General features: G+C 62.0%; 23 protein-coding genes. 9 read left to right on the plus strand and 14 right to left on the minus strand.

What is annotated here, in order from left to right:
* Positions 1-35 precede the first annotated feature (35 nt).
* On the plus strand, positions 36-1,178 hold the full coding sequence (locus GQX66_RS04740) for an IS481 family transposase (RefSeq protein WP_085746414.1): 1,143 nt from the start codon (positions 36-38) through the stop codon (positions 1,176-1,178).
* Positions 1,179-1,278: 100 nt separating this feature from the next.
* Here the strand turns inward: GQX66_RS04740 and GQX66_RS04745 are convergent, their stop codons facing one another.
* Both GQX66_RS04745 and yedA read right to left on the minus strand, forming a co-directional pair.
* Positions 1,279-2,619, minus strand: a complete 1,341-nt coding sequence (locus GQX66_RS04745; RefSeq protein ID WP_085747675.1) for a DEAD/DEAH box helicase — start codon at positions 2,617-2,619, stop codon at positions 1,279-1,281.
* Between the two features lie 66 nt (positions 2,620-2,685).
* Positions 2,686-3,636 carry a drug/metabolite exporter YedA gene (gene yedA / locus GQX66_RS04750; protein WP_102686346.1) on the minus strand — a complete coding sequence of 317 codons (951 nt, stop codon included), beginning with the start codon at positions 3,634-3,636 and terminating at the stop codon, positions 2,686-2,688.
* Positions 3,637-3,799: 163 nt separating this feature from the next.
* Here yedA and GQX66_RS04755 point away from each other — a divergent pair, with 163 nt between their 5' ends.
* Positions 3,800-4,252 (plus strand): Lrp/AsnC family transcriptional regulator, encoded by a 453-nt coding sequence (locus GQX66_RS04755; RefSeq protein WP_240867087.1) that lies wholly within the window; start codon positions 3,800-3,802, stop codon positions 4,250-4,252.
* A gap of 164 nt (positions 4,253-4,416) precedes the next feature.
* Here GQX66_RS04755 and GQX66_RS04760 read toward each other — a convergent pair whose 3' ends face one another.
* The 3 genes from GQX66_RS04760 to GQX66_RS04770 all read right to left on the minus strand — a co-directional run bounded on the left by GQX66_RS04760 (position 4,417) and on the right by GQX66_RS04770 (position 6,412).
* Positions 4,417-5,022, minus strand: coding sequence for a 3'-5' exonuclease (locus GQX66_RS04760; RefSeq protein WP_134020986.1), 606 nt, complete (start codon positions 5,020-5,022; stop codon positions 4,417-4,419).
* Positions 5,023-5,063: 41 nt separating this feature from the next.
* Complete coding sequence (locus tag GQX66_RS04765) at positions 5,064-5,543, minus strand: NYN domain-containing protein (protein ID WP_007958730.1); 480 nt, start codon at positions 5,541-5,543, stop codon at positions 5,064-5,066.
* A 137-nt stretch (positions 5,544-5,680) separates the two neighbouring features.
* Entirely contained in the window at positions 5,681-6,412 is a 732-nt protein-coding gene (locus tag GQX66_RS04770; protein ID WP_240867100.1) for a DUF2076 domain-containing protein, read from the minus strand.
* Between the two features lie 178 nt (positions 6,413-6,590).
* On the opposite strand from GQX66_RS04770, the gene GQX66_RS04775 reads away from it, so the two are divergent.
* Together GQX66_RS04775 and GQX66_RS04780 are read left to right on the plus strand one after the other, a co-directional pair.
* Positions 6,591-7,265, plus strand: a complete 675-nt coding sequence (locus tag GQX66_RS04775; protein WP_218189661.1) for a YciC family protein — start codon at positions 6,591-6,593, stop codon at positions 7,263-7,265.
* 74 nt (positions 7,266-7,339) lie between these two features.
* Positions 7,340-8,416, plus strand: a complete 1,077-nt coding sequence (locus GQX66_RS04780) for an endonuclease/exonuclease/phosphatase family protein (protein ID WP_085747669.1) — start codon at positions 7,340-7,342, stop codon at positions 8,414-8,416.
* Between the two features lie 2 nt (positions 8,417-8,418).
* Here the strand turns inward: GQX66_RS04780 and GQX66_RS04785 are convergent, their stop codons facing one another.
* The 5 genes from GQX66_RS04785 to GQX66_RS04805 form a co-directional block, all read right to left on the minus strand.
* Entirely contained in the window at positions 8,419-9,255 is an 837-nt protein-coding gene (locus tag GQX66_RS04785) for an ABC transporter ATP-binding protein (RefSeq protein ID WP_240867104.1), read from the minus strand.
* On the minus strand, positions 9,243-10,046 hold the full coding sequence (locus GQX66_RS04790; RefSeq protein WP_064599626.1) for an ABC transporter permease: 804 nt from the start codon (positions 10,044-10,046) through the stop codon (positions 9,243-9,245). Before GQX66_RS04790 ends, GQX66_RS04785 begins: the two co-directional genes overlap by 13 nt.
* 10 nt (positions 10,047-10,056) lie before the next feature.
* Positions 10,057-11,034, minus strand: coding sequence for an ABC transporter substrate-binding protein (locus tag GQX66_RS04795; RefSeq protein ID WP_236188844.1), 978 nt, complete (start codon positions 11,032-11,034; stop codon positions 10,057-10,059).
* A 401-nt stretch (positions 11,035-11,435) separates the two neighbouring features.
* Positions 11,436-12,806, minus strand: coding sequence for an aspartate aminotransferase family protein (locus GQX66_RS04800; protein WP_064382156.1), 1,371 nt, complete (start codon positions 12,804-12,806; stop codon positions 11,436-11,438).
* A 32-nt stretch (positions 12,807-12,838) separates the two neighbouring features.
* A complete protein-coding gene (locus tag GQX66_RS04805; RefSeq protein WP_240867105.1) occupies positions 12,839-14,332 on the minus strand; it encodes an aldehyde dehydrogenase in 1,494 nt (497 codons plus the stop codon).
* Between the two features lie 239 nt (positions 14,333-14,571).
* Between GQX66_RS04805 and GQX66_RS04810 the strand changes: the two genes are divergently transcribed.
* Positions 14,572-15,486, plus strand: coding sequence for a LysR substrate-binding domain-containing protein (locus GQX66_RS04810; protein ID WP_085747763.1), 915 nt, complete (start codon positions 14,572-14,574; stop codon positions 15,484-15,486).
* A 3-nt stretch (positions 15,487-15,489) separates the two neighbouring features.
* On the opposite strand, the gene hrpB is transcribed toward GQX66_RS04810, so the two are convergent.
* Positions 15,490-18,009 carry an ATP-dependent helicase HrpB gene (gene hrpB / locus GQX66_RS04815; RefSeq protein WP_240867108.1) on the minus strand — a complete coding sequence of 840 codons (2,520 nt, stop codon included), beginning with the start codon at positions 18,007-18,009 and terminating at the stop codon, positions 15,490-15,492.
* A gap of 108 nt (positions 18,010-18,117) precedes the next feature.
* Here hrpB and GQX66_RS04820 point away from each other — a divergent pair, with 108 nt between their 5' ends.
* On the plus strand, positions 18,118-18,537 hold the full coding sequence (locus GQX66_RS04820) for a hypothetical protein (RefSeq protein WP_039771823.1): 420 nt from the start codon (positions 18,118-18,120) through the stop codon (positions 18,535-18,537).
* A gap of 15 nt (positions 18,538-18,552) precedes the next feature.
* Positions 18,553-19,449 carry a cation diffusion facilitator family transporter gene (locus tag GQX66_RS04825; RefSeq protein WP_134020963.1) on the plus strand — a complete coding sequence of 299 codons (897 nt, stop codon included), beginning with the start codon at positions 18,553-18,555 and terminating at the stop codon, positions 19,447-19,449.
* On the opposite strand, the gene GQX66_RS04830 is transcribed toward GQX66_RS04825, so the two are convergent.
* Positions 19,443-20,492, minus strand: a complete 1,050-nt coding sequence (locus GQX66_RS04830) for a DUF6515 family protein (RefSeq protein WP_240867141.1) — start codon at positions 20,490-20,492, stop codon at positions 19,443-19,445. The two genes, GQX66_RS04825 and GQX66_RS04830, sit on opposite strands and share 7 nt — an antisense overlap.
* Positions 20,493-20,946: 454 nt before the next feature.
* Between GQX66_RS04830 and GQX66_RS04835 the strand changes: the two genes are divergently transcribed.
* Positions 20,947-21,426 carry an Lrp/AsnC family transcriptional regulator gene (locus tag GQX66_RS04835; RefSeq protein WP_007909658.1) on the plus strand — a complete coding sequence of 160 codons (480 nt, stop codon included), beginning with the start codon at positions 20,947-20,949 and terminating at the stop codon, positions 21,424-21,426.
* 294 nt (positions 21,427-21,720) lie between these two features.
* Positions 21,721-21,930, plus strand: a complete 210-nt coding sequence (locus GQX66_RS04840) for a DUF2788 domain-containing protein (RefSeq protein ID WP_003228500.1) — start codon at positions 21,721-21,723, stop codon at positions 21,928-21,930.
* Here GQX66_RS04840 and GQX66_RS04845 read toward each other — a convergent pair.
* Together GQX66_RS04845 and amn are read right to left on the minus strand one after the other, a co-directional pair.
* Entirely contained in the window at positions 21,925-22,560 is a 636-nt protein-coding gene (locus GQX66_RS04845) for a pseudouridine synthase (RefSeq protein WP_134020957.1), read from the minus strand. The two genes, GQX66_RS04840 and GQX66_RS04845, sit on opposite strands and share 6 nt — an antisense overlap.
* 72 nt (positions 22,561-22,632) lie before the next feature.
* The gene (gene amn, locus GQX66_RS04850) at positions 22,633-24,132 is read right to left on the minus strand and encodes an AMP nucleosidase (RefSeq protein ID WP_162130486.1); all 1,500 of its coding nucleotides are present in this window, start codon (positions 24,130-24,132) and stop codon (positions 22,633-22,635) included.
* Positions 24,133-24,141: the final 9 nt, after the last annotated feature.

Here is a 24,141-nt window from a genome sequence, read left to right on the forward strand (position 1 = left end):
AATAGACACATTGCTCATCGCGAAGGAGATGGCCTGTGTCTTGGGAAGAGGTGTCTACCGTGCAGCTACGTACAGAATTCGTGCTTTTGGCTCGGCAAGAAGGGGCCAATGTTCGGCAGCTTTGCCGTCGATTCAACATCAGCCCAAGCACTGCCTACAAATGGCTCAGCAGGTTTGAAAAATCAGGGGCCGAGGGTCTGAACAATCAGTCACGACGACCGAAGACGTCACCCAAACGTTGTGCTGACGAGGTGGAGAAGCAGATTCTGAACGTGAGTCAGGAGTACGCGGCTTGGGGCGCTCGCAAGCTCAAACGCGTGCTGGAAGACAAGGGTTTAGTGATGCCTTCCGTCAGCACCGTGCATGCGGTTTTACAGCGTCATTCGCGCGTTGATCCAAAGGCCGCCGAGATCAAACCGTTCATCCGTTTCGAGCATGACGCACCCAATGATTTGTGGCAGATGGACTTCAAGGGACACGTCGGTATGCGTCATGGCCGCTGCCACCCTTTGACGATATTGGATGACCATTCCCGCTTCTCGTTGTGCATCGCCGCTTGCGCCAATCAACAACGCCAAACCGTGGAAGAACAGCTTGTTGGAGTGTTTCGCCGATACGGTCTGCCGCAACGCATGACCATGGATAACGGTTCGCCATGGGGTGACCAAACCGGGGTCTACACCGCCCTGGAAGTCTGGCTGATGAGACAGGGCATCCGGGTCAGCCACTCCCGGCCCTACCATCCACAAACTCAGGGCAAGATTGAGCGATTCCATCGCAGCTTGAAGGCCGAAGTTCTGCAGAGTCAGTGCTTTATCGATCTCGTCGGAGCACAAAAAGCCTTCGATATCTGGCGAGAAACTTACAATCAGAAGCGCCCGCATCAAGCCTTGGGAATGGGGGTTCCAGCGAGCCGCTACAGCAGTAGCCCGCTTGAATACCAAGAGACCCGGCCTGTCCTGGAGTACGCGGAAGGAGATTTGGTCAGGAAAGTTCAGGGCAATGGCGAGATGTACTGGAGAAGCAGCCAATTCCTGATCGGAAAGGCCTTCATCGGGGAGCTGATAGCGATCAGGGGAACGACAGAAGATGGCATCTACGATGTCTACTGGAGCAGACATCGCATTGCCCGAATTGACTTGATTCAACAGACCGTTGTATCAGGTAAGCGGATTTGAAAACCGTCCACCATGTCCCCGAACATGTGTCCACCATGTCTCCGGTACATACACCGGGAGAGGGCTAGGGTGAGGGGGCTTTTGATCTTTAAGGCAATCTTTAAGGCTTACGCTTACGCGGCCCGGTATTGAACACCGGCACCTTGCGCACAGGCTTGATCGAAGGCTCCGGCGCCTGAGTCTCGCCGCTGTCCACCCACTTGCCCAGATTGCGCTTGCCACCGCCACCACCGGAAGCTTTCGGCTTCTTCGGTTTCTTCGGCTTCTTGATCACCTGGCCACTGGCATCGGTGTCCGGCACGCGGTGCTCCGGCACGAAGTCCGGCTCAACCTCACGCTTCAACGTGCTGCGAGTCAGCATTTCAATCGCCGACAACATGTTCACTTCATCAGCGCACACCAGCGAAATCGCCTCACCGGTCGAACCCGCGCGGCCAGTCCGGCCGATACGGTGAATGTAATCCTCGGCCACGATCGGCAGATCAAAGTTGACCACCAGCGGCAAATCTTCGATATCCAGACCACGGGCAGCAACATCAGTGGCCACCAGAATCTGCACTTCGCTCAGCTTGAACCGATCCAGCGCCCGCTGCCGGGTCGCTTGCGGCTTGTCGCCGTGGATGCCGTCGGCGTTCACGCCCAGGCCCTGAAGTTTCTCGACCAGCGCGTCCACACCATTTCGGGTCTTGGCGAACACCAGCACCTGCTTCCACTTGTTCTTGCGCATCAGGTGCACGAACAGTTCCGGCTTGCGCTTCTTGTCCACCGTCACCACCCACTGCTTGACGGTGTTGGCGGCCACGTTGCGCGGGCTGACTTCGATGCTCAGCGGATCGTTGAGCATCTGCCCGGCCAGCAGGCGGATGTCATCGGAGAAGGTTGCGGAGAACAGCAACGTCTGACGTTTCTTCGGCAGCGCGCGGTAAATGTTCGCCAGCTCCTCGGAAAAGCCCAGGTCGAGCATGCGGTCGGCTTCGTCCAGCACCAGAGTTTGCAGCTGGTTGAACTTCAGCGCGTTCTGACGGAACAGATCGAGCAGACGGCCCGGAGTCGCCACCAGCAGATCGACGCCGCCACGCAGCTTCATCATTTGCGGGTTGATGCTGACGCCGCCGTACACTGCATAAGTACGCAGCGGCAGGTTTTCAGCGTACTGGCGCACGGCTTCGTGGACTTGTTCGGCCAGCTCGCGGGTCGGCACCAGAATCAGCGCACGCACCGAGTTGGCGGTGACTTTCGGCCCTTCCATCGCCAGCAGTTGCAGCAGCGGCAAAGCAAAACCTGCGGTCTTGCCGGTGCCGGTCTGGGCCGCGGCCATCAGGTCGCGACCGGCCAGCACGGCCGGAATGGCTTGCGCCTGCACCGGCGTCGGGGTCTGGTAGCCGAGCTTCTCGAGGGAGCGCAGCAAGGGTTCGATCAGGCCAAGGGTGGCGAAAGTCATGGGAGTACCGTAGGAAAAATCAGAGCAGATTGTGCAAAACGAGTATGCGATGGCGCGCAGTTTACCCTAATTCGCACGCTGCTCCGTCGCTATGACCTTCGCTGCGGCAGCCGGCTCGCTGACCACCGGCGGCCGCGCCGGACGCCGCCACTGTGGCAGACTGATCAGCACCACCGCGCCGATGATCACCAGCATCGCCAGCGCTTCTTCGATGCCGATGGTCTCGCCGACAAACACGATCCCCAGCAACACCGCCACCGCCGGGTTGACGTAGGCATAACTGGTGGCTGCCGCCGGACGAACGTTTTTCAACAGATACATGTAAGCGTTGAAGGCGATGATCGAGCCGAAGAAGATCAGGTACGCCAGCGCCAGCCAGCCTTCCAGCGGCGGCATAGCCTGCAGGTGTTCACCGCTGGCCGCGCTGCCGATCAGCAACACCGCCCCACCAACCAGCATTTCCACGGCACTGGCCATTGCGCCCTGAGGCAGCGGCAGGTGTTTGCTCCACACCGAACCGAACGCCCAGCTCGCTGCCGCGAAAATCAGCAACGCCGCGCCCAGCGGACTCGATTGCAGGTTGGAGCCCATGTTGAGCATCGCGATGCCGATAATCCCCATCACCACCCCGGCCCACTCCAGGCGGGTGTTGCGCGCCCCCCAGAGATAACCGCAGAGCAAAGTGAACAGCGGCACCGTCGCCACCGCCAACGCCGCGACACCCGAGGCCACGCCACTGTGCTCGGCCAGCGTCACCGCGCCGTTACCGAAACTGAGCAACAGAATCCCGATGATCCCCGCCGCCTTCCACTGCGCCCAGGTCGGCGCCGGTGCACCGCGCCAGCGCAGAAACGCGTACATCAGAGTGCCGGCAATCACGAAGCGCACACCACCGAGCATCAGCGGCGGCCAGTACTCGACGCCGATGCGGATCACCAGATAGGTCGATCCCCAAATCACGTACAACGCAAAAAACGCAGCGATCAAGGGCAAGGAAAAACGGCGCAAGGCAGACATGGGCAGCTCGAAAGTCAGACTCAGTGGATTGGTTATTCTAGAAAGGCCAACCGCTAAAAATAAGTTACAAAACCTGTTTATAGCGCCGGTACACTTTTGAAAACACGGAGATCGACGGTCTTAACCGCGATTTCGAAAGTCTGGCATTTTCAGGAGTCCGACCTTGGACAAATACGACCGCATGCTGCTCGGCGCCCTGCTCGAAAACGGTCGCGCGTCCTACGCCGACCTCGCCCGCAAAGTGAACCTCTCCGCCCCCGCCGTCGCCGAGCGCGTGGCCAAACTTGAGGCGGCCGGAGTAATCACCGGGTATCAGGCGAACATCGACCTGTCGAAAATCGGCTTGCCGATCCAGTGCGTGATCGAATTGCGCCTCCACCAGAACGGCAGTCAAAAGGTCTACGACGAACTGGTGAAAATTCCGCAACTGACCGAGTGCTTTCGAGTGACGGGCGATCCGTGCGTGATCATGAAGGCCGCGGTGGGTTCGATGACCGAGCTGGAAGAGCTGATCAACCGGGTGGCGAAATTCGGGTTCAGCAAAACGTCGATCGTGTTGTCGAGTGCGATAGAGAAGCGGGTGCCATTGGGGCATATCGAAGGGAACGGCAAGTAACCTTCCCGTCCCGCTCGTTCCCACGCTCTGCGTGGGAATGCCTCAACGGACGCTCCGCGTTCGGCTTTGGAAGGGACGCGGAGCGTCCCGGGCTGCATTCCCACGCGGACGGTTCGACGCCTCGACGTGGGAACGATCAACAGCGAAATGTGTTTGCCTGAAAATCAGCGATAGCGTTGCAGGTGCTCGCCGACTTTCGCTGCCGGGACTTTCTGCAATTTGCACAGCAAGTCGTGCGATAGCTCCCGCACCCCATGCTTGCGCCGCAACTCATCCGCCAGATGCGCCAGCAAATTCGCCGCCATCTCCGCATCCGCCATCGCCCTGTGCGCCTGGCCGGTATGCGGCAGTTGGGCGAAGGTAGTGAGCGTACCGAGCTTGTGATTCGGCGCAGCAGGCATCAAGCGCCGCGCCAGCAGCAGCGAGCAGGCGAAGTTCTGCAGGCGGGTGCGTTTGATCCGGCCCAGTTCGAAGTCCCAGAACTTCTGGTCGAACGCGGCGTTGTGCGCCAGCAGGGGTGTGCAGCCGACGAATTCGTTGACTTCGTTCATCACCCGCTCGGCCGACGGCGCGGTGCGCAGCATGGCGTTGCTGATGCCGGTGAGTTGTTCGATGAAGGCCGGGACGCGTACGCCGGCGTTCATCAGGCTCTGGTAACGCTCGACGATGCGGCCGTTTTCCAGCATGACCACGGCGATTTCCGTGGCCCGGCAGCTGCTGCTCGGCGAGATGCCGGTGGTTTCAAAGTCGATGACTGCAATGCGTTCCAAACCGGGTTGTACTCCGTCCAAATCAAGTCTTGAGCTTGCGCTCAATTTTTCAACAGCAGTGCGCCTTCGATCGGCACGTAACGGCTGGCGGCGCGGATCAGCGAGTTGGCGGTCAGGCCGGGAACGCCGTAGGCCACCGCTTGCACGCCGTGTTTGTTGATAATGCGTTCGAGCAGCATGTCGAAGTCGCCATCACCGGAGGCCAGGACGATTTCGTCGACGTGGTCGGCGGCGTCCATGATGTCGAGGGTGATGCCCACGTCCCAGTCGCCCTTGGCCGAGCCGTCGCTGCGCTGGATGTAGGGTTTGAGTTTCACGGTGAAACCGAGGTTGCGCAGGATCTGCTGGAACTGCTGCTGTTTGCTGTCGCCCCGGTCGATCGCGTAGGCGTAGGCCTCGACGATCTGCCCGTGCTGGCTGACATCCGCCCACAGCGCCGCGTAGTTGAAGTGGCAACCATAGGCCTGACGCACGGTGTAGTAGAGGTTCTGCACATCGGCGAACACTGCGATTTTTTTCACCGGAGTTCCTGTGAGCGCTGACGCGCATGAGCCGGATCAGGCACCAGGCCCGAAAAAGGCGCTCAGTATGCCAGCCCGAAGGAAGGTTCCGCGAATAATCGGCCCGGGGCGATCAGGCGCCCCGGACGAATGGTGAATCAGACGAAGGAATCGTCGTCATCGAAGAACGATGAGTTGTCATCGCTGTAGTCGGTGTCGGTGAAGCCGCCCTGATCATTACCGTAGGAATCGTTGTTGGCCATGCGCTGGTCATCGCCCCAGCCGTTGTTGCTCTGGTCGTTGACCTGAGCTGGCTCTTCCTTGATGACTTCGACGATTTCTTCCGGCTGCTGGTTGTGATGGAACAGGCTGCTGATGCCTTGTGCCAGCATCACGCCACCGGCCACACCGGCGGCGGTTTTCAGGGCGCCGCCGAGGAAGCTGCTGCCGGCCGCCGGGGCCGCTTGTTGCTGGCCATAACCCGGTGGTGGCGCACCGAAGTTCTGCTGAGGTGCCGGTTCACGCCAGCCGCCAGTGGAGGTCGGGGCGCTCTGGGTCGGTGCGGGGCGCGAGCTGCTGCCACCAAAAATGCTCGACAGGAAGCCACCGCCGCTGGAGGCCGGCGGCGCGCTTTGCGCCTTGGCCGATTGCAGTTCGGCCTGCAATTGCTTGACCTGTTGAGTCAGTTGTTTGTTCTGTTCGTCGAGGCTCTTGAGGGCAGCCTCCTGCACCAGAATCGCCTGGGTCATGAAATAACCTGCGGCCGGCTGGCGCGTCAGGTGTTCCTTGATCCGCGCCTCGGCCTGGGCGTCGCGCGGGGCTGCCTCCGTTTCGGCCTGTTGCAGCCGGGAAAACAGTCCATCGATCAGGGTTTGTTCTTCGCTGTTCATGGCGACCTCGTAGATTGCCGGGGATAACGTTGCCCTCCTCCACGTCGGAGAAGGTGCACCTCTGTAATGGAGGCAGCAACAGAATGTTTCAATGACCTTTACCGAACGTTTACGTTTGCGCAGCGAAACGGATCATCGGTTAAAGTGGGCCACTGTTTTTGACCTGCGATACCGACTGATGAATGCCTTCGATGTGCTGCGCGACTCCCTGTATTTCTTCAAACGCAATCTGGGCCGGATCGTCCAGTTGTGCCTGCCGCTGGTGATTGTCGAAGCCGTGCTGCAACAGGTGGTCGACCATGCCAGCGACCCGGACGGTTACTCGGCCATCAGCGTGATCGTCGGCCTGCTGGTGTATCCGCTGTACACCGCCGCGCTGATTCTGTTTCTCGATGCCCGCACCCGCGGCGAATCCCCGCAAACCCGCGATCTGCTGGCGATGGCCGCTCGTCTGTGGCCGCGCTTTGCCCTGCTGACAGCGCTGAACACGCTGTTGATCCTGCTGGGTCTGTCGCTGTATTTCCTGCCGGGCCTGTGGCTGATGGTCACTCTGGCCTTCGGCGAATACCTGCTGGTGCTGCGTGGTTACGGCCCGTTGCAGGCAATGAAGGAAAGCCTGCGCCTGAGTCGTGGGCATTTTCTGCGGATTCTGGTGTGCATTCTGTGTGTGATGGGGCCGCTGTGGCTGCTCAAGGGCCTGACTTTGCAGGTCTATCCCGATCCGCAGAATCCTTTGATTGCGGTGCTGATCGACAGTGGCCACAGCTTCCTGCAACTGTTCACTAGCGTGGTGCTGTTCCGCCTGTTCATGCTGATTAGCGAATTGCCCGACAAACGTGACGGAATAGTCTGACTGCACCGAGCTTGGGCTGATGGATGGGTCTCGGGTATGCTCGGGACCACTTCCGTATCGCTATAAGCCGAGCCATGACCCGTCTACTGCGCTACATCCTGTTGCCCGCACTGTTCGTCCTCGCCCTGATCGGCACGCTGATCTACAGCCTGACCTGGCGCCCCGACGCCCGGGAAACCCTGCCGGTCAGTTGCACCGGGCAACCGCCGATGCTGGTCCCCGGTCAGGCTCTGAAGGTCATGACCTGGAACGTGCAATACCTGGCCGGCAAGCGCTACGTGTTCTGGAATGACCTGGCGCAAGGCGACGACGAAGCCCCGACTCCGGAAGACATGGCGTTCAGCCTCGATGAGGTGGCGCGGGTGATCCGCGACGAACAGCCCGACGTGGTGCTGTTGCAGGAACTGGATGACGGCGCCAAGGCCAGCGACTACCAGAACCAGCTCAAGCTGTTGCAGGAGCGTCTGACCGACCTCTACCCGTGCAGCGCCCACGCCTTCGACTGGAAGGCCGATTTCGTCCCGGATCCGCACATCTTCGGCAGCGTCGGCCGGCAACTCGCCACCCTCAGCCGCTACCGCATCGAACACGCCGAGCGCCTGCAATTGCCGGTGCAGCCGGCGAACCTCATCAGCCGTCAGTTCCAGCCGAAAGATGCCCTGCTCGCCACCACCCTGCCGCTCAGCGATGGCGGGCAACTGGTGGTGTTCAACACCCATCTGGATCGCGCCACCCAGCCGGACGACACCTTGCAGGCGCAGGTGACAGCGGTGGCCAAGGTCCTCGACAAACACGAAAGCCACGGCACGCCGTGGCTGATCGGTGGTGACTTCAACCTGTTGCCGCTCGGCCAGTACCGGCGCCTGCCCACCGAGCAGCGCACGCCGTACTCCGCCGACAGTGCGCTGCATGTGCTGTGGGACAAGTACCCGATGATCCCGACCAACAACGAAGCCAGCGGCATCGACCGCGCCAAGTGGCTGACCCATTACCCCAACGACCCCGGCCTCAACGGCCCGGACCGCACGGTCGATTACCTGTTCTACAGCCCGAAGATCAAACGGGTCGAAGCCACGGTGCGGCAGGACGATACGTTGCGCATCTCCGATCATTTACCGGTGATTGCGAAGTTCCTCCTGCCACCCAACTGACCTCAATGGGACCCTTCGAGATCATCGTGCAACAGCCCGAAGATCTGCCGCTTCATGTCGATGAACGAGCGCTCCATGACCATGTCCAGCGTGCGCGGGCGTTCGATCGGCACATCGAGAATCTGCTTGATCCGCCCCGGCCTGGCGCCCATCACATACACCCGATCGCCGAGCAGGATCGCTTCGTCGATGTCGTGGGTGACGAACAGCACGGTTTTCTTGCTGTTGCCCCACACCCGCAATAACAGCTGCTGCATTTGCAGGCGGGTCTGGCTGTCGAGGGCGCCGAAGGGTTCGTCCATCAGCAGGATCTGCGGATCGTTGGCCAATGCCCGGGCAATCGCCACCCGTTGCATCATGCCGCCGGACAACTGCTTGGCGTAGTTGTCGGCAAATCCTGACAAGCCGACTTCGTGGACATAGTGATCGACAATTTCCTTGCGCCGCGCCGCCGGCCTGCCCCGACGCTTGAGGCCAAATTCAACGTTCTGCCGCACGGTCAGCCACGGGAACAGCGTGTAGCTCTGAAACACCATCCCGCGATCCGCGCCGGGGCCCTGCACTTGCTGACCGCCAACGTAGATCTCGCCGGAGGTCGGCTCGGCGAGGCCAGCGGTGAGGTACAGCAGACTCGACTTGCCGCAACCGGACGGCCCGACCAGTACCGCGAACTGCTGGTCCGGCACCTCGAACGACACTTCTTCCAGCGCGGTAAACGTACCGCCACCGGGTTTGCTGTAGCGCAGGCTGACCTTGTCCACCTGCAACCTTGGCGCGGCGTGGGCCGGTGCGGCGACCGGCTCGATGAAACGACGGTTGGCAGCGGTTACTGAGCCCATGCGGCAATCCTCAAACGCAAGAAGCGAAACAGTTGATCGGTGACCAGGCCGAGCAGGCCGATGATCGCGATGGCGAGAAAAATCACATCGACCTGAAAGCCGCGCATGGCCTTGAGGCTCAAGTAACCGAGGCCGCTCGATGCGGCGACCAGTTCGGCGACCACCAGATACGTCCAGGCCCAGCCCATGGTCACCCGCAAGGTGTCGAGCACGCCGGGCAACGACGCCGGGGCGATCACGTGCAGCACCGCGTCACGCCGGTTGGAGCCGAGGGTGTAGGAGGCGTTGATCAAATCCTTGGAGATGCCTTTGGACACGTCGGCGATCATCACCAGTTGCTGGAAGAACACGCCGAAAATGATCACCGACACTCGCTGTTCCAGACCGATGCCGATCCACAGGATGAACAGCGGCACGAACGAGGTCACCGGCAGGTAGCGGATGAAATTGACCAGCGGTTCGAGGAACGCCTGGACGATGCGAAAGCTGCCCATCAGCAAGCCCAGCGGCACCGCCACCAGCGACGACACGATGAAGCCGACCATCACCACTTCGACACTGGCCCAGACATGCTGGCCAAGGGTGCCGTCGCGGCTCAGGCGCACGGCGGCTTCGACCACCGCGCCGGGCGTCGGCAGGAACATCCCCGGCACGACGCCGCCATAAGACAACCCGGCCCACAGGCCGACCAGCAACACCCAGGCCAGCCCGCTGGCGCTCCACACCACCGGCACCGGCAATCCGGTCTTCGGCGTGATGCAGCGGCTCAGCCATGAATTGCGCTTGAACATGACCAGTCTCCTAGAGCGGGCTGACGAAACGGTTATCCACCAGATCATCGTTGCTGACGTTGTAGGGCTTGCCCTGCAATTCGCTGGCGGTTTCGTTGGCCAGTTTGATCAGCGGCGCGCTGTCACCCGGCTTGCCCGGCGAGCCAAGGAGTTTTTCGCTCATGGCCTGATCGTAGAAGCGCACGCCCTGCGCGGCGGCGGCCAGTTCCTTCGGATCGGACAGGTAACCGCCGACGCCCTTGGCCATGATTTCGTAGGCTTTCTGTGGATGATCCTTGGTGTACTGAACCGCTTTGTAGAGGCCGGCGACCAGTGCCTTGACGTCTTCCGGCTGCTTCTCGATCACCGTGCAGTTGAGCGCCACCACATCGACGATCACCCCCGGCGTACTGCTGCTGTCGATCAGCACTTTGCCCTGCTGCTTGTCGCGCACCATCGACAGATGCGGCTCCCAGGTCACGGCGGCCGGCACGCGACCGGCGATGAACGCGGTGGCGGCATCGTCGGCGGTCATGTTCTGCACGGTGATGTCGCTCATGCTCATGCCGTTCTTTTTCAGCAGGTACGAGAGCCAGAACTGCGAGGTCGACCCTTCGTTGACGGCCACCGCCTGGCCCTTGAGTTCTTGCAGGCTCTTGACGTTCTTGCCGACCAGCACGCCGTCGCCGCCATGGCTGTCATCCAGCGCGGCCACGGCTTTGAAGCAGAACTGCGGGCGGTACTTCAGCACTTCGTCGATGGTCGAGGCCGAGCCGGACAATTGCCCGGACGCCTGGGCGGCCATGTACATCGACGCCTCTTCGACCACCGGCAATTCGACGGTCAGGCCGTTTTCCTTGAAGTAGCCCAGATCCTGAGCCAGATACAGGGTGCCGTAACCGACCCACGTGGTGTGGCCGATCGACAAGGTGCCGGCCTGGGCGGCGGTGACGCAAAGGGCGGAAATCGCCAGAGGACATGCAAGACGGGTAAACAAGGACTTGTTCATGGAGCACTCCCAACGCTGTTGATTTAGTTGTCATGGGCAGTACGGCCAGCCGTGGTGTCGCGATTGCACGCTGCGGTCTCTGCTGGACTCTGGCGGGCAATGCCTTGGCTGGCGAAATCGATGTTGACCCAGGCTTGGCGTCAGGAAAACGAGGAAATAGTTAGACGCGAACGATGAAAAAACTGGGTAGTGCGCACCGCGAAAGGGCGCGTCGGGCGGGGGTGCCCGAGGTGGGTGCAGATTGGGAAAAAGTCTGGCGGAGATCGTTCCCACGCTCTGCGTGGGAATGCAGCCCGGGACGCTCTGCGTCCCATTCGAGAGCTGGAACGCGGAGCGTCCCTTGAGGCATTCCCACGCAGAGCGTGGGAACGATCAGGACACGGAACGAGCGATCGGGGGAGTTAGAGCCGGCCGTATTCCTGCGCCGTACGATCAACCGCTTTCAGGGTCTTACCCACCAGCTCGTCAATCTCTTCACGACTGGCAATCAACGCCGGCGCCATGATCATCCGCCCCAGGGTCGAGCGAATGATCACCCCCTCTTCAAAACCGATCGTGCGGCAGCGCCAGGCGATGTCGTTCTCATTGGCGAAGCGCTTGCGCGTGGCCTTGTCCTCGGCCAGTTGCAGCGCCGCAACCATGCCCGTGCCCTGTATATCGCCCACCAACGGGTGATTGCCGAACACCTCGCGCAGGCACTGTTGCAGGTACGGGCCGATGTCATCCTTGACCCGCGTCACCACGCCTTCATCGCGCAGGGCCTTGAGGTTGGCAATCGCCACCGCCGCCGCCACCGGGTGCCCGGAATAGGTCAGGCCGTGGGCGAACACACCGCCCTGCTCCACCAGCACGTCGGCCATTTTCTTCGACAGGATCAGGCCGCCCATCGGGATGTATCCGGAGGTCAGGCCCTTGGCGATGGACAGGGTGTCCGGCTCGAAACCGAAGTATTCGTGGGCGAACCATTCGCCGGTGCGACCAAAGCCGCCGATCACTTCATCGGCACACAACAGCACGTCGTACTTGCGGCAGATACGCTGGATTTCCGGCCAGTAGCTTTCCGGCGGGAAGATCATCCCGCCCGCGCCCTGGAACGGTTCGGCGATGAATCCGGCGACCTTGTCGGCGCCCAGTTCGAGGATCTTCGCTTCCAGTTGCTGCGCAGCCCGCAGGCCGAATTCAGCCGGGGTCAGATTGCCTTCGTGGGCGAAGAAGTACGGCTCGTCGATGTGCGCGATGTCGGGAATCATCCCGCCCATTTCGTGCATGAATTTCATGCCACCGAGGGCCGTCGCGGCCAGGGTCGAACCGTGATAGCCGTTCCAGCGGCCGATCATGATTTTCTTCTCGGGCTTGCCCAGCACCTGCCAGTAACGGCGCACGGTACGGATCAGCACCTCGTTGGCCTCGGAGCCGGAGTTGGTGTAGATCGCGTGGCTGTAGTGCCCCGGCAGCAGGCTGAACAGCAGCTCGGAGAGCTCGATCACCTGCGGGTGGGTGGTGTGGAAAAACATGTTGTAGTACGGCAACTGCTCCAGCTGCCGGCTCGCGGCGGCGTTCAGATCCTTGCGTCCGTAGCCGAGGTTGGTGCACCACAGCCCGGACATGCCGTCGAGGTAGCGCCGACCGTCGTTGTCCCACAGATGCAGGCGGTCACCACGCACCATCACCCGTGGGCCTTCGTCGTTGAGGGCCTTCTGGTCGACGAACGCATGAATGTGGTGCGCTGCATCGGCGGCCTGGTAGTCGCGGGTTTCACGTGAGGTGGTCATCGCCGGATCTCCTTTTTTGTTGTGAGCGGCTGTCATGAGCGCAGTTGAAACCAGGTGGTTTTCAACTGGGTGCATTTGTCGAACGAGTGCAGCGACAGATCGCGGCCGAAACCGGATTGCCTGCCGCCGCCGAACGGCACGGTCACGTCCAGCGCATCGACGCTGTTGACCGACACCGTACCGGCTCGCAATTGCCGCGCCACCCGATGGGCGCGGTGCAGATCATCGGTCCACAGCGACGCCGCCAGACCGTAGACGCTGTCGTTGGCCAGTTGCAAGGCGTGGGCCTCGTCATCGAACGGAATCACCGCCAGCACCGGGCCGAAGACTTCTTCGCGGAACAGGGTCATGTGCGGCTGCACGTCGGTGAAAATCGTTGGCTGAATGAAGTTGTCAGAGCCGTTGAAACTCAGCTGCCGCCCGCCGCATACGCGGGTCGCGCCTTCGCGCTCGGCCTGGTTGATGAAGCGCAGAATGCTTTCGGTCTGACGAGTATCGACGATTGCCCCGGCCGCACTCGCCGGGTCCAGCGGATCGCCCGGCTGCCAGCGTTCGGCTTGAGCCTTCAGGCGCTCGACGAACTCATCATGAATCGAGCGCTCCACCAGCAACCGCGAGTTGGCCGAACAGACTTCGCCCTGATTGAAGAAGATCCCGAACGCGGCTTTCTGCGCCGCCAGATCCAGATCCTTGCAGTCGGCGAACACCAGGTTGGCGCTCTTGCCGCCGCACTCCAGCCATACCTGCTTGAGGTTCGACTGTGCGGAGTACTGCATGAAATATTTGCCGACCTGGGTCGAGCCGGTGAACACCAGACAATCGACATCCGGGTGCAAGCCCAAGGCTTTGCCGGCCTGTTCGCCGAGCCCCGGCAGCACGTTCAGCACACCGGCCGGCAGCCCGGCTTCCAGCGCCAGTTCGGCCAGACGCAACGCGGAAAACGGCGATTGTTCGGCGGGTTTGAGAATGACCGAGTTGCCCGCCGCCAGCGCCGGGGCGAGTTTCCACGCCGCCATGTCCAGTGGGAAATTCCAAGGCACCACCGCAGCGACCACGCCCAGCGCTTCGCGGGTGATGGTCGCCAGTACATTCGAGGCGCTCGGCGCGACCTGATCGTAGAGTTTGTCGAGACTTTCGGCGTACCAGCGAAACACCCCGGCGGCGCCCGGGACGTCGATGTTGTAAGCGTCCGTCACCGGCTTGCCCATGTTCAGCGAATCGAGCAGCGCCAGCTCTTCGCGATGGGCCAGAATCAGATCCGCCAGCCGCAGCAGCACTTGCTTGCGCTCGGTCGGTGAACGCCCGGCCCAGGTGCCGGCCTCGAACACCTGTCGCGCATTCTGCACCGCCGCGTCGACATCCTCTTCACCACACGCGGCGACGTTTGCCAGCAGCTGACCGGTGGCCGGGTTGATCGCGGCAAAGGTCTGCCCCGACTGCGCCGCACGCAGTTTGCCGTTGATCACGGCCTGGTACGGATAGCTCAATTCAGCGGCCTTGCGCTGCCAGTCTGCAAGCTCGAACACGGTGGTTGCTCCTTGGACTTTTATTCTTTTGCGAACACTGCGCAGTCGATAGTCGCTCAGGCTTGTGCGAGCTAAAACCAGTAAAAATGTCTTCGCAGACAATAAAAAAGGTAACCAGCCGATGGCCCCTTCGCGCGCGTATGGGGCTATTGTTCAGAGACAAAAAAACCGCCGACAGAACGGAGGCCGGCGGCTTACAAATTGCTTGGATGTGGAATCCGTTCGCTTTGAGGTTCACCGTGGCCGCTTACAACCTGCGTCAGTTGAAATACTTCATCACCACCGTCGAATGCGGCAGCGTCGCCGAAGCGTCGCGCAAGCTGTACATCGCGCAACCAGCGATTTCCACGGCGATCAAGGGGCTGGAAGACAGCTTCGGCGTGCAACTGCTGATCCGCCATCACGCCCAAGGCGTGTCGCTAACGCCTAGCGGCGCGCGGTTCTTCCGCAAGGCCCAGGAACTGCTGCGCATGGCCAAGGAGTTCGAACAGAACGCCCTCGCCGACAACGACGTGGTGGCCGGGCAGATCGATATCGGCTGTTTTGAAACGGTGGCGCCGCTGTACCTGCCGCAACTGATTGCCGGCTTCTCGGCGCTGTATCCGGGGGTGAAGATCCGCATCCGCGACGGCGAACAACAGGAACTGGTGCAAGGCCTGACCTCGGGCACCTTCGACCTGGCAATCCTCTACAAACACGACCTCGACGCCACCATCGAAACCGAACCCCTGATGCCGGCCCAACGGCCTTACGCCCTGCTCCCGGCAGATCACCGCTTCGCCCAGCTCAAGCAGGTTTCGCTGCGGGACTTGTGCCTGGAACCGATGATCCTGCTCGACGTGCAACCGAGCCGCACCTACTTCGTCAGCCTGTTCGAAGAACTCGGGCTGTCGCCACGCATCGATTTCAGCTCGCCGTCGATCGAAATGGTGCGCGGCATGGTCGGCCAGGGTTTCGGCTTCTCGATCCTGGTGACCCGCCCGCACTCGGAATGCACCTACGACGGCAAGAAAGTCGTGTGCGTGGACATCGTCGAAGACGTCACCGGCTCAGGCCTCGTGGCCGCGTGGCTCAAACGCGGACAACTGACCAAACCGGCGCAGTTGTTTGCCGATTATTGCCGGGAGCAGCTGACCGCCAAGGCCAGCCGCTGACCCTCACGTACCGCGCGGCTTGGCCCGGGCGGTGGCTTCAGCCACCAGCGGATCATCCGGCCAATAGTGCTTCGGATACCGCCCCTTCAGATCCTTCTTCACCTCGGCATAGGTGCTGCGCCAGAAGTTGGCCAGATCCTGCGTCACCTGCACCGGACGCCGCGCGGGCGACAGCAGGTGCAGCTTGACCACCTGCCGGCCGCCGGCGATGCGCGGTGTGTCGGCCAGGCCGAATAGCTCCTGCAAGCGCACGGCGAGTATCGGTGGTTGTTCGCTGTAGTCGAGGCGAATCGACGAGCCTGACGGCACGCTCAGGTGATGCGGCGCCTGTTCGTCGAGCTGTTGTGGCAGCGGCCATGGCAGCAGATTGCGCACGATGCTCGACAAGTCGAGGTTGGCGAAATGGCTGAGGCGCGAGACCTTGCCCAGATAAGGCATCAGCCAGTCTTCGAGGGTTTTCAGCAGGGTGGCGTCGCTGACATCCGGCCATTGGCTGTCGCCCTTGGCGTCAAGGTCGAGCTGGCGCAGCAAGGCGACTCGCGCCTGCCACTGGCGCAGTTCCGGGGTCCACGGCAGCAGCTCCAGCCCCTTGCGCCGCACCAGATTGACCAGCGCCTGGCTGCGGGCGTTTTCGTCGAGACCGGTCAGCGGTTCGCGGCTGAGGATCAGTTCGCCGACCTTGCGTTGGCGCTCGGCGCGCAGCACGCCTTCGCGTTCGTCCCAGTCCAGTTGATCGACGTTGTGCACCTGTTCCGCCAGCACCGAATCGAACAGCGCCGGATCGAAATCCGCCGCCAGATAAATCCGCTCTTCGCGCTGACCCTGACGGCTGCCGAGGTCGGCGATCACGATCCACGGTTCCTTCATCAGGCTGTCGGCTTCGGCGAACAGCGCCGCACGGCCGTTGGCCAGACGATATTCGGCACCACCGGCACGCCGCTGCTGAGCGACGCGGTCCGGGTAGGCCAGCGCCAGCAAGGCGCCGAGCCAGCGTGGGTGATCCGGGTCGGCAACTGGTTCGCTCGCCTTGCCGCGCAGGTATCCACGATATTGCCGCGCCAGTTGCCGGGCGCACTGCACGCCGCCCTGGGCACCACGGGCCGCGCGTTCTTCGCCGGACAGCAGCACCAGACGGCTGTGCAGATCCGCCCCGGCACCGCGCAAAATGTCGCGCTCGCCGAGCAACGCGGCGACGTCGCACGCCATGGTCGCCAAGCCCAGTGCCTGACCACGCAACAGCAAATGCGCGATGCGCGGATGGGCCGGCAATTCAGCCATGGCCTGCCCGTGACGGTTGAGGCTTTCACCGTCCAGTGCACCGAGGCGCTGCAACAGATCCTGAGCCTGTGCATAAGCGGCCGCCGGCGGCACGTCCAGCCAGATCAGATCACTCGGCGCCACGCCCCAGCGACCGAGTTGCAAAGCCAGGCCAGCCAGATCCGCCGAGAGGATTTCCGCACTGCCATAAGCCGCCAGCTGTTCATGCTGATCCTGCGACCACAGTCGATAACACACGCCAGGTTCCAGACGCCCTGCCCGGCCCGCTCGCTGGGTGGCACTGGCTTTGGAGATGCGCTGAGTGTCGAGGCGGGTCATGCCGCTGCCCGGATCGAAACGCGGCACTCGCGCCAGCCCGGCGTCGATCACCACGCGTACACCGTTGATGGTCAGACTGGTCTCAGCGATGTTGGTGGCCAGCACCACTTTGCGTTGACCTGCCGGCGCCGGGTCGATGGCGGCACGCTGGGCATTCAGGTCGAGTTCGCCGTGCAACGGGCAGAGCAACACGTCGCTGCGCTCACCGATGGCGTCCGCCAATTGTTGATGGACACGTCGGATTTCCGCCTGCCCCGGCAGGAACACCAACAGGCTGCCGGTTTCATCGTGCAGGGCTTCGAGCACCGTTTGCGTGACGCGTTGATCGATGTATTCGCCGGGCTGGAACGGCCGGCCCCAGCGCATCGTCACCGGGAACATCCGGCCTTCGCTGCGCAGGATCGGCGCGTCGTCGAGCAACCCGGCCAGACGTTCGCCTTCAAGGGTGGCGGACATCAGCAGAATCTTCAGCGGTTGTTCAGCTCGAAACAGCTCGCGACCGTTCAGACTGAGGGCCAGCGCCAGATCGGCGTCGAGACTGCGTTCGTGAAATTCGTCGAAGATCAGCAGACCCACGCCTTCCAGCGCCGGGTCGTCCTGCAGACGCCGGGTGAGAATGCCTTCGGTGACCACTTCGATGCGCGTATTGGGGCCGACCTTGCTGTCGAGGCGGATGCGGTAACCGACGGTTTCACCGACCTTCTCGCCCAGCTCGCTGGCCAGCCGCTCCGCCGCTGCACGCGCCGCCAGTCGACGCGGTTCGAGCATGAGGATGGTCTGCCCGCTCAGCCACGCTTCATTGAGCAGGGCCAAGGGCACGCGGGTGGTTTTACCGGCGCCGGGCGGTGCTTCGAGCACGGCTTCGTGGCGTGTCGCGAGGGCTTCACGCAGGGCAGGTAAAACGTCATCGATCGGCAACGAATTCATACTGGCTCCAAAACAGAGGGCCGAGTATAACGGCGAACTGCCAGGCGTTCGTCAGGGTCTTAACTTCACACGATGACGCTTCGTTAATAGATGACTCAGGAGATTCCCATGCGCTTACCTTTTCGCCTGATCGGCGGTGTACTGGTTGCCACCCTGCTCACTCAGATCACCGCGTGCGGTTCGATTTTCTACCCAGACCGGCGCGGCCAGATCGACGGCAAGATCGACCCGGCGATTGCCGTGCTCGATGCCGTGGGCCTGTTGTTCTATATCCTTCCCGGCGTGATCGCGTTTGCCGTGGACTTCGCCACTGGCGCGATCTACTTCGAACCGGGCCACACGGCGCAGGTCGATCCGGCCAAGCTCAAGCAAGCCATCGGCCCGGACGGTCAGGTCGATAACTTGAAGTTGCAGGCTATTCTCGAAACGGAGCTGGGCCGCAATCTGCCGCTGGACGACCCGCGCCTGATCCAGCACAAGGGCAGCACCCAGCAACTGGCGATGTTCGGCCTGCAACCTGCCGCTTAAGGAATAGACGCACCCATGACCACAAGCACCGAACACGCCCGCCTGCTGCGGCTGGCGACCCGCGCCTCGGTGGCGGTGGCCTGTACGCTGATCATCGCCAAAGCCATCGCCTGGTGGCTGAGCGGTTCGGTGAGCATGCTCGCCGGCCTCACCGACTCGGCCCTCGATGGCGTCACTTCGTTGCTCAATCTGCTGGCGGTGCATTACGCGCTGCGCCCGGCGGATGACGATCACCGTTATGGTCACGGCAAAGCCGAATCCCTGGCGGGCATGGCGCAGGCGCTGTTCATTGGCGGCAGTGCGGTGCTGATCGCGTTTCAGGCTTATGAGCGCCTGAAAAATCCGGAGCCGCTCGGCGCGCCTTGGCTGAGCATCGGGGTGATCGTGTTTTCCCTGTTGCTGACGGCGGCGCTGTTGATGCTGCAGCATCGGGTGATCAAGCAGACCGGCTCCAACGCCGTGCGGGCGGATTCACTGCATTACCGTTCGGACCTGTTACTCAACGGCAGCATTCTGATTGCGCTGGTGTTGGCCGGATTGGGGTTCGATCAGCTGGATGCGTGGTTCGGTCTGGGAATTGCGGCGTACATTCTGTGGAGCGCGATTCAGATCGCCCGGGAAAGTTTTTCGGTGTTGATGGATGAAGAGCTGCCGACGGATGTCAGTCAGCACATGCTCGAACTGGCGTGCGGTGTACCGGGGGTATTGGGCGCACATGATTTGCGCACACGGATTTCCGGCAATCACTGGTTCGTGCAGTTGCACCTGGAACTGCCGGGGGAACTGACGCTGTCAGTGGCTCACGGCATCAGCGATCAGGCGGCCGATGCCATTCACAAAGCCTACCCACGGGCCGAAGTGCTGGTGCACGCCGACCCGCAGGAAGTGGTCAAAGCCGCTCGGGCTCAGTAGTTGACCTGATAACCGCGACTGCTCAGGCAATTGCCCTGGGCCTGACGGTAGGCCTGCACCACTTCGGGTGCCGGTTGATAAGTCGCGGTGCGCGGATTGAAGCCGCTCTGCTGCACCGCGTACTGATAACACTCGTACCCGTCGCGTTGAACCTGCTCCGGTGATTGACCGTTGGCCGGATAGGCTTCCACGTCATAGCCATTGCCGGTCGGCTGCGGTGGCTGCTGCACCGGCGGCTCGACCACCACGTAATCCTGGGTCGCCTCCTGATAGGCGTAGTACGAGCCGGCGGCGAGGAACAGCAGCGAACCGCCGATCCACACTTCACGAGCGTAATCCGGCAGGTACTGGATGCGAATCCCGCGCGGCGGCTGAACCACGATATAGCGCGGGCCTTGCGGGCGATACCAGTAGCCGCCGGAGTAGAAATAGTCCTGGCCGCGATACGGCACACGGTAATCCCGATCCGGGAAACGGTCGATCACATGGCCCGGCCGGTATTGCGGGCCCGGGCCCCAGCCGTTGCCATGCCCGTCCGGGCGACCCGGCCAGCGATTGTCGTTGGGGCGGTTGCCGGTCTGCCAGTTCTGGCGATAACCATTCTGCGGGCGCTCGTCGCGGTAGTAACCCTGACGGGGTTCCTGGGTCTGGCGCACGGTGTCCGGGCGCGGCTGGATCGGCAGGTCATTGGCCGGCAGTTGCGGCGGCGGTGGCGGCTGGCGCACCGGGTTGGGGTTGTAGGCAGGACGTGGCTGGTTCTGGTTCTGCCACTGGCCGTTGTTCGGTTGGCCGTGATTCTGCTGGCCGTTGTGCTCGAACTGCCGGCTGTTGTCGCCACGAATGATGTCGTTGTTCTGCCGCTGCGGATTGTTCTGGCCGCGCTGCTGATTGCCACCGCCATGGCCCTGATTGTTGCCCTGATGCTCAGGCCCGCGTCCACCGCCGTCCGGGCCGCGATTCTGCGGCTCGTCCGCCAGCGCTTGCGCACCGACACTCACACACAGCAAACCAACACTGGCCAGACGCCAGATGCGCGACTTCATGAAATTCCTCACTGCGGACTAGAGCCTGAAATTAAGAGGGCGTGTAGCTAAGACCGGGGATGGGCACACCGGGTTCTGCTACAGGTTATCAGTCACGTCATTTATTTATTGAGCGAGAAGAGTCAAATCGCGGGCAAGAAAAAAGGGAGACCCGTCGGCCTCCCTTCTAGAGAACTTCGTCCTGGCTCGACGCTTTTGACATCGGCTCACCTCACGCCGTCTTCTGGACAGTGTGCAGCTCGGGGGCCGGCACAACCCCGGTGGGGGTGGCGGCCGCGGCAGGCCGGATTGGGCGGGCCGCGTGGACTGTGTTACCGAGCAGTGATTCTGGTGATAAGAATAGGCCCGGCGCCGCGACAGATGATTGCGAAGATTGCTCAAATAAACATCACTTGCGCAATTTTTAACCCTGGATAGATAATCCGCCGCAATAGTTAAGACAAAGGACCGTTTGATGAGCAAACTCGACCGTTACGACCTGAGTATTTTGGCGGAATTGCAGCGCGACGCCCGCATCTCCAACCAGGAACTGGCCGAGCGCATCGGTCTGTCGCCCTCCCCGTGCTCGCGCCGGGTCAAGCAACTGGAGGACGATGGCTACATCTCCCGTCAGGTTGCCCTGCTCGATCGCAAGATGCTCGGCCTGAGCCTGACCGCCTACGTGCTGATCGGCATGGACCGACACACACCGGAACGTTTCGAGAACTTCGAAGCGGCGATCCGCACCTTGCCGCAAGTGCTGGAATGCAGCCTGGTCACCGGTGTCGATGCCGATTATCAGCTGAAAGTGGTGGTGCCGGACATGGATCACTATCAGAAGCTGCTGCTGGGGCATCTGACGCGGATTGAAGGCGTGACCAGCGTGCGCTCGAGCTTTGTGCTGAATCAGGTGCTCAATAGCACCGAATTGCCTCTCACGCATCTGCGTAGCTGATCAAGAGCTGCCCTCATCGGAACGCCGCCCGCCCAGCCCTCTCCCGTAGGGAGAGGGGGCCGACGGTGGGTTGCTCGAGAAGTACGCCGACCTGAACGCCCTGCTGTGAATCCATAATCGACTGGAAATTTCAGGTCGATGTATGACGCCAGACACCTCGGTCAGTCCCCTCTCCCCCCGGGAGAGGGTTAGGGTGAGGGCCAGTCGTCGGATCAGACCCAGATCAATGCCACCCCGCCCCCCTTGGCGTATACTCGCCGCGCCCTTTTAGCCCCGTGCGTGCCGGAGAACCCGATGGATCCAGCAGTATTTGAAGAGTGGATGATGACCGGTCTGGTCAGCATCCTGATCATTTTCATGGGTTTCATCGTCTGGGATCTGGCGAAGAAGTCCAAGGCCGGGCGCTTTGGCTCGTTCATTCTGTTTTTCGTGCTGGGCCTGGGCGTGGCCGCATTCATCATCAAGAGCGTGGTGATCGGCCTGATCGAGTCCGGCGCCTTATAAGCGCGCCGGCACTTCTTTCCACTGTCCCTGATCGAGCCCTTCGATCGTCCAGTCACCAATCCTGACCCGCACCAGCCGCAACGTCGGCAGCCCGACCGCCGCCGTCATCCGCCGCACCTGGCGGTTGCGTCCTTCGCGAATCACCAGTTCCAGCCAAGTTGTCGGAATCGTTGCGCGAAAGCGCACCGGTGGCTTGCGCGGCCACAGCTCGGGCTCATCCAGTTGCCGCGCTTCGGCGGGCAAGGTCATGCCGTCATTCAACTCGACGCCGTCACGCAGGCGCTGCAACTGCTCGGCTGTCGGCACGCCTTCGACCTGTACCCAATAGGTTTTCGCCAGTTTGTGCTTGGGGTCGGCGATCCGCGCCTGCAACTGGCCGTCGTTGGTCAGCAGCAGCAAACCTTCGCTGTCGCGGTCCAGCCGTCCGGCCGGATAAATGCCCGGAATGTCGATGTAATCCTTGAGCGTCGCCCGCCCTTCGCCGTCGCTGAATTGGGTCAGCACATCGAACGGTTTGTTGAACAGGATCAGCTTCGGTTCGGCCGGTGGTGCCTTGGCGACCCGGCGCGGGGCTGAAGAAGCTGGCTTCGCGCCGTGGCGGCGGGAAGGTGGACGTTGAGGACGGGACATAAGAGAGCAGACATTTAGCGATCAGGGCTGACAATGCTAGTGCCCCGACCGCCAAATGACCACGACAAACCGTTAGCGGAACGGCGGCTCGTCGAAGCTGCGCAGTTTGCGCGAGTGCAGCGAGTTGAGTTCGGTGCGCAGCAGGTCCACCGCTTCAATGCCGATCTTCAAGTGCTGGCTGACCGCACGCTCGTAGAAGGCGTTGGCCGAACCCGGCAGCTTGATTTCACTGTGCAGCGGCTTGTCCGACACACACAACAACGTGCCGTACGGCACCCGCAGGCGATAACCCTGAGCGGCGATGGTGCCGCTTTCCATGTCGACCGCCACGGCGCGGGAGAGGTTGATCAGCGGTCGCTCCTGAGCCCAGCGCAGCTCCCAGTTACGGTCGTCGTAGGTCAGCACGGTGCCGGTACGCAGACGTTTTTTCAGCTCTTCGCCTTTTTCGCCGGTGATATTGGCCGCCGCTTGCTGCAACGCCAACTGCACTTCGGCCAGGGCCGGAATCGGAATGTTCGGCGGCACCACGCGGTCGAGAATTCCGTCGCGACGCATGTAGGCGTGAGCCAGCACGTAGTCGCCGATGGTCTGCGACTGACGCAGGCCGCCGCAGTGACCGATCATCAGCCAGCAATGCGGACGCAGCACGGCCAGGTGATCGGTGATGTTCTTGGCGTTGGACGGGCCGACGCCGATGTTGACCAGGGTCACGCCGTGGCCATCGCTGGCGATCAGGTGATAGGCCGGCATCTGGTAGCGGTGCCAGACCACGCCTGCCGCAATCGCCGACGCTTCACCGTGATCCATGCCTTTTTCGATGATGACGTTGCCCGGCAAGACCATGCGTACGAAACGCGGGTCGCGGCGCAGTTGCTCCAGGCCATGGACGATGAACTGGTCGACATAACGGTGGTAGTTGGTCAGCAGAATCCACGGCTGCACATGGCGCCAGTCGCTGCCGGTGTAGTGCACCAGACGACGCAGCGAGAAGTCGACGCGCGCGGCGTCAAACAGCGCCAGCGGCAGCGGATCGGTGTTTTCCCAGTCGTAGAGACCGTCGGCGATGCCATCGGTGGCGGCGGACAGGTCGGTACTCGGGAACACCCGTGCCAGCACGGCGGCAGTGACGCCAGAGCCGGCCAGTTCATCGCCCTGCTCGACCACATACGGATAGGGAATGTTCTGCTCGCTGACCCCGACTTCGACGGTCACGGTGAAGTCGTGCATCAGCGGCGTGAGCTGTTCCAGCAGGTATTTGCGAAACGCCGCCGGGTGAGTAACGGTCACGCTGTAGGTGCCCGGCAACTGCACCTTGGCGTAAGCGCGGGTGGTCTGCGGGACTTCGCCCTGGCAGTGGTAGGTCAGACGCAGTTCGGGATAACGGAACAGGGCACGTTGCTCGGCGTCGGGCTCGACGCGATCCTTGAGATAACGCTTGAGCGCCGAGTTCAGCGCCGTGGTGGCCCGCTCATGCAGCTCGGCGAGACGATCCACGGCCTGTTCGGCGGTTTGAACGACAATAAACGCTTCGGTCACGATCAGCTTCCTGTGTTCTGACTTGCAGAGCTTCATCTTGCCTGC

Source organism: Pseudomonas sp. B707, from assembly GCF_022496685.1.
In the GTDB taxonomy this organism is placed as follows: domain Bacteria; phylum Pseudomonadota; class Gammaproteobacteria; order Pseudomonadales; family Pseudomonadaceae; genus Aquipseudomonas; species Aquipseudomonas paraglycinae.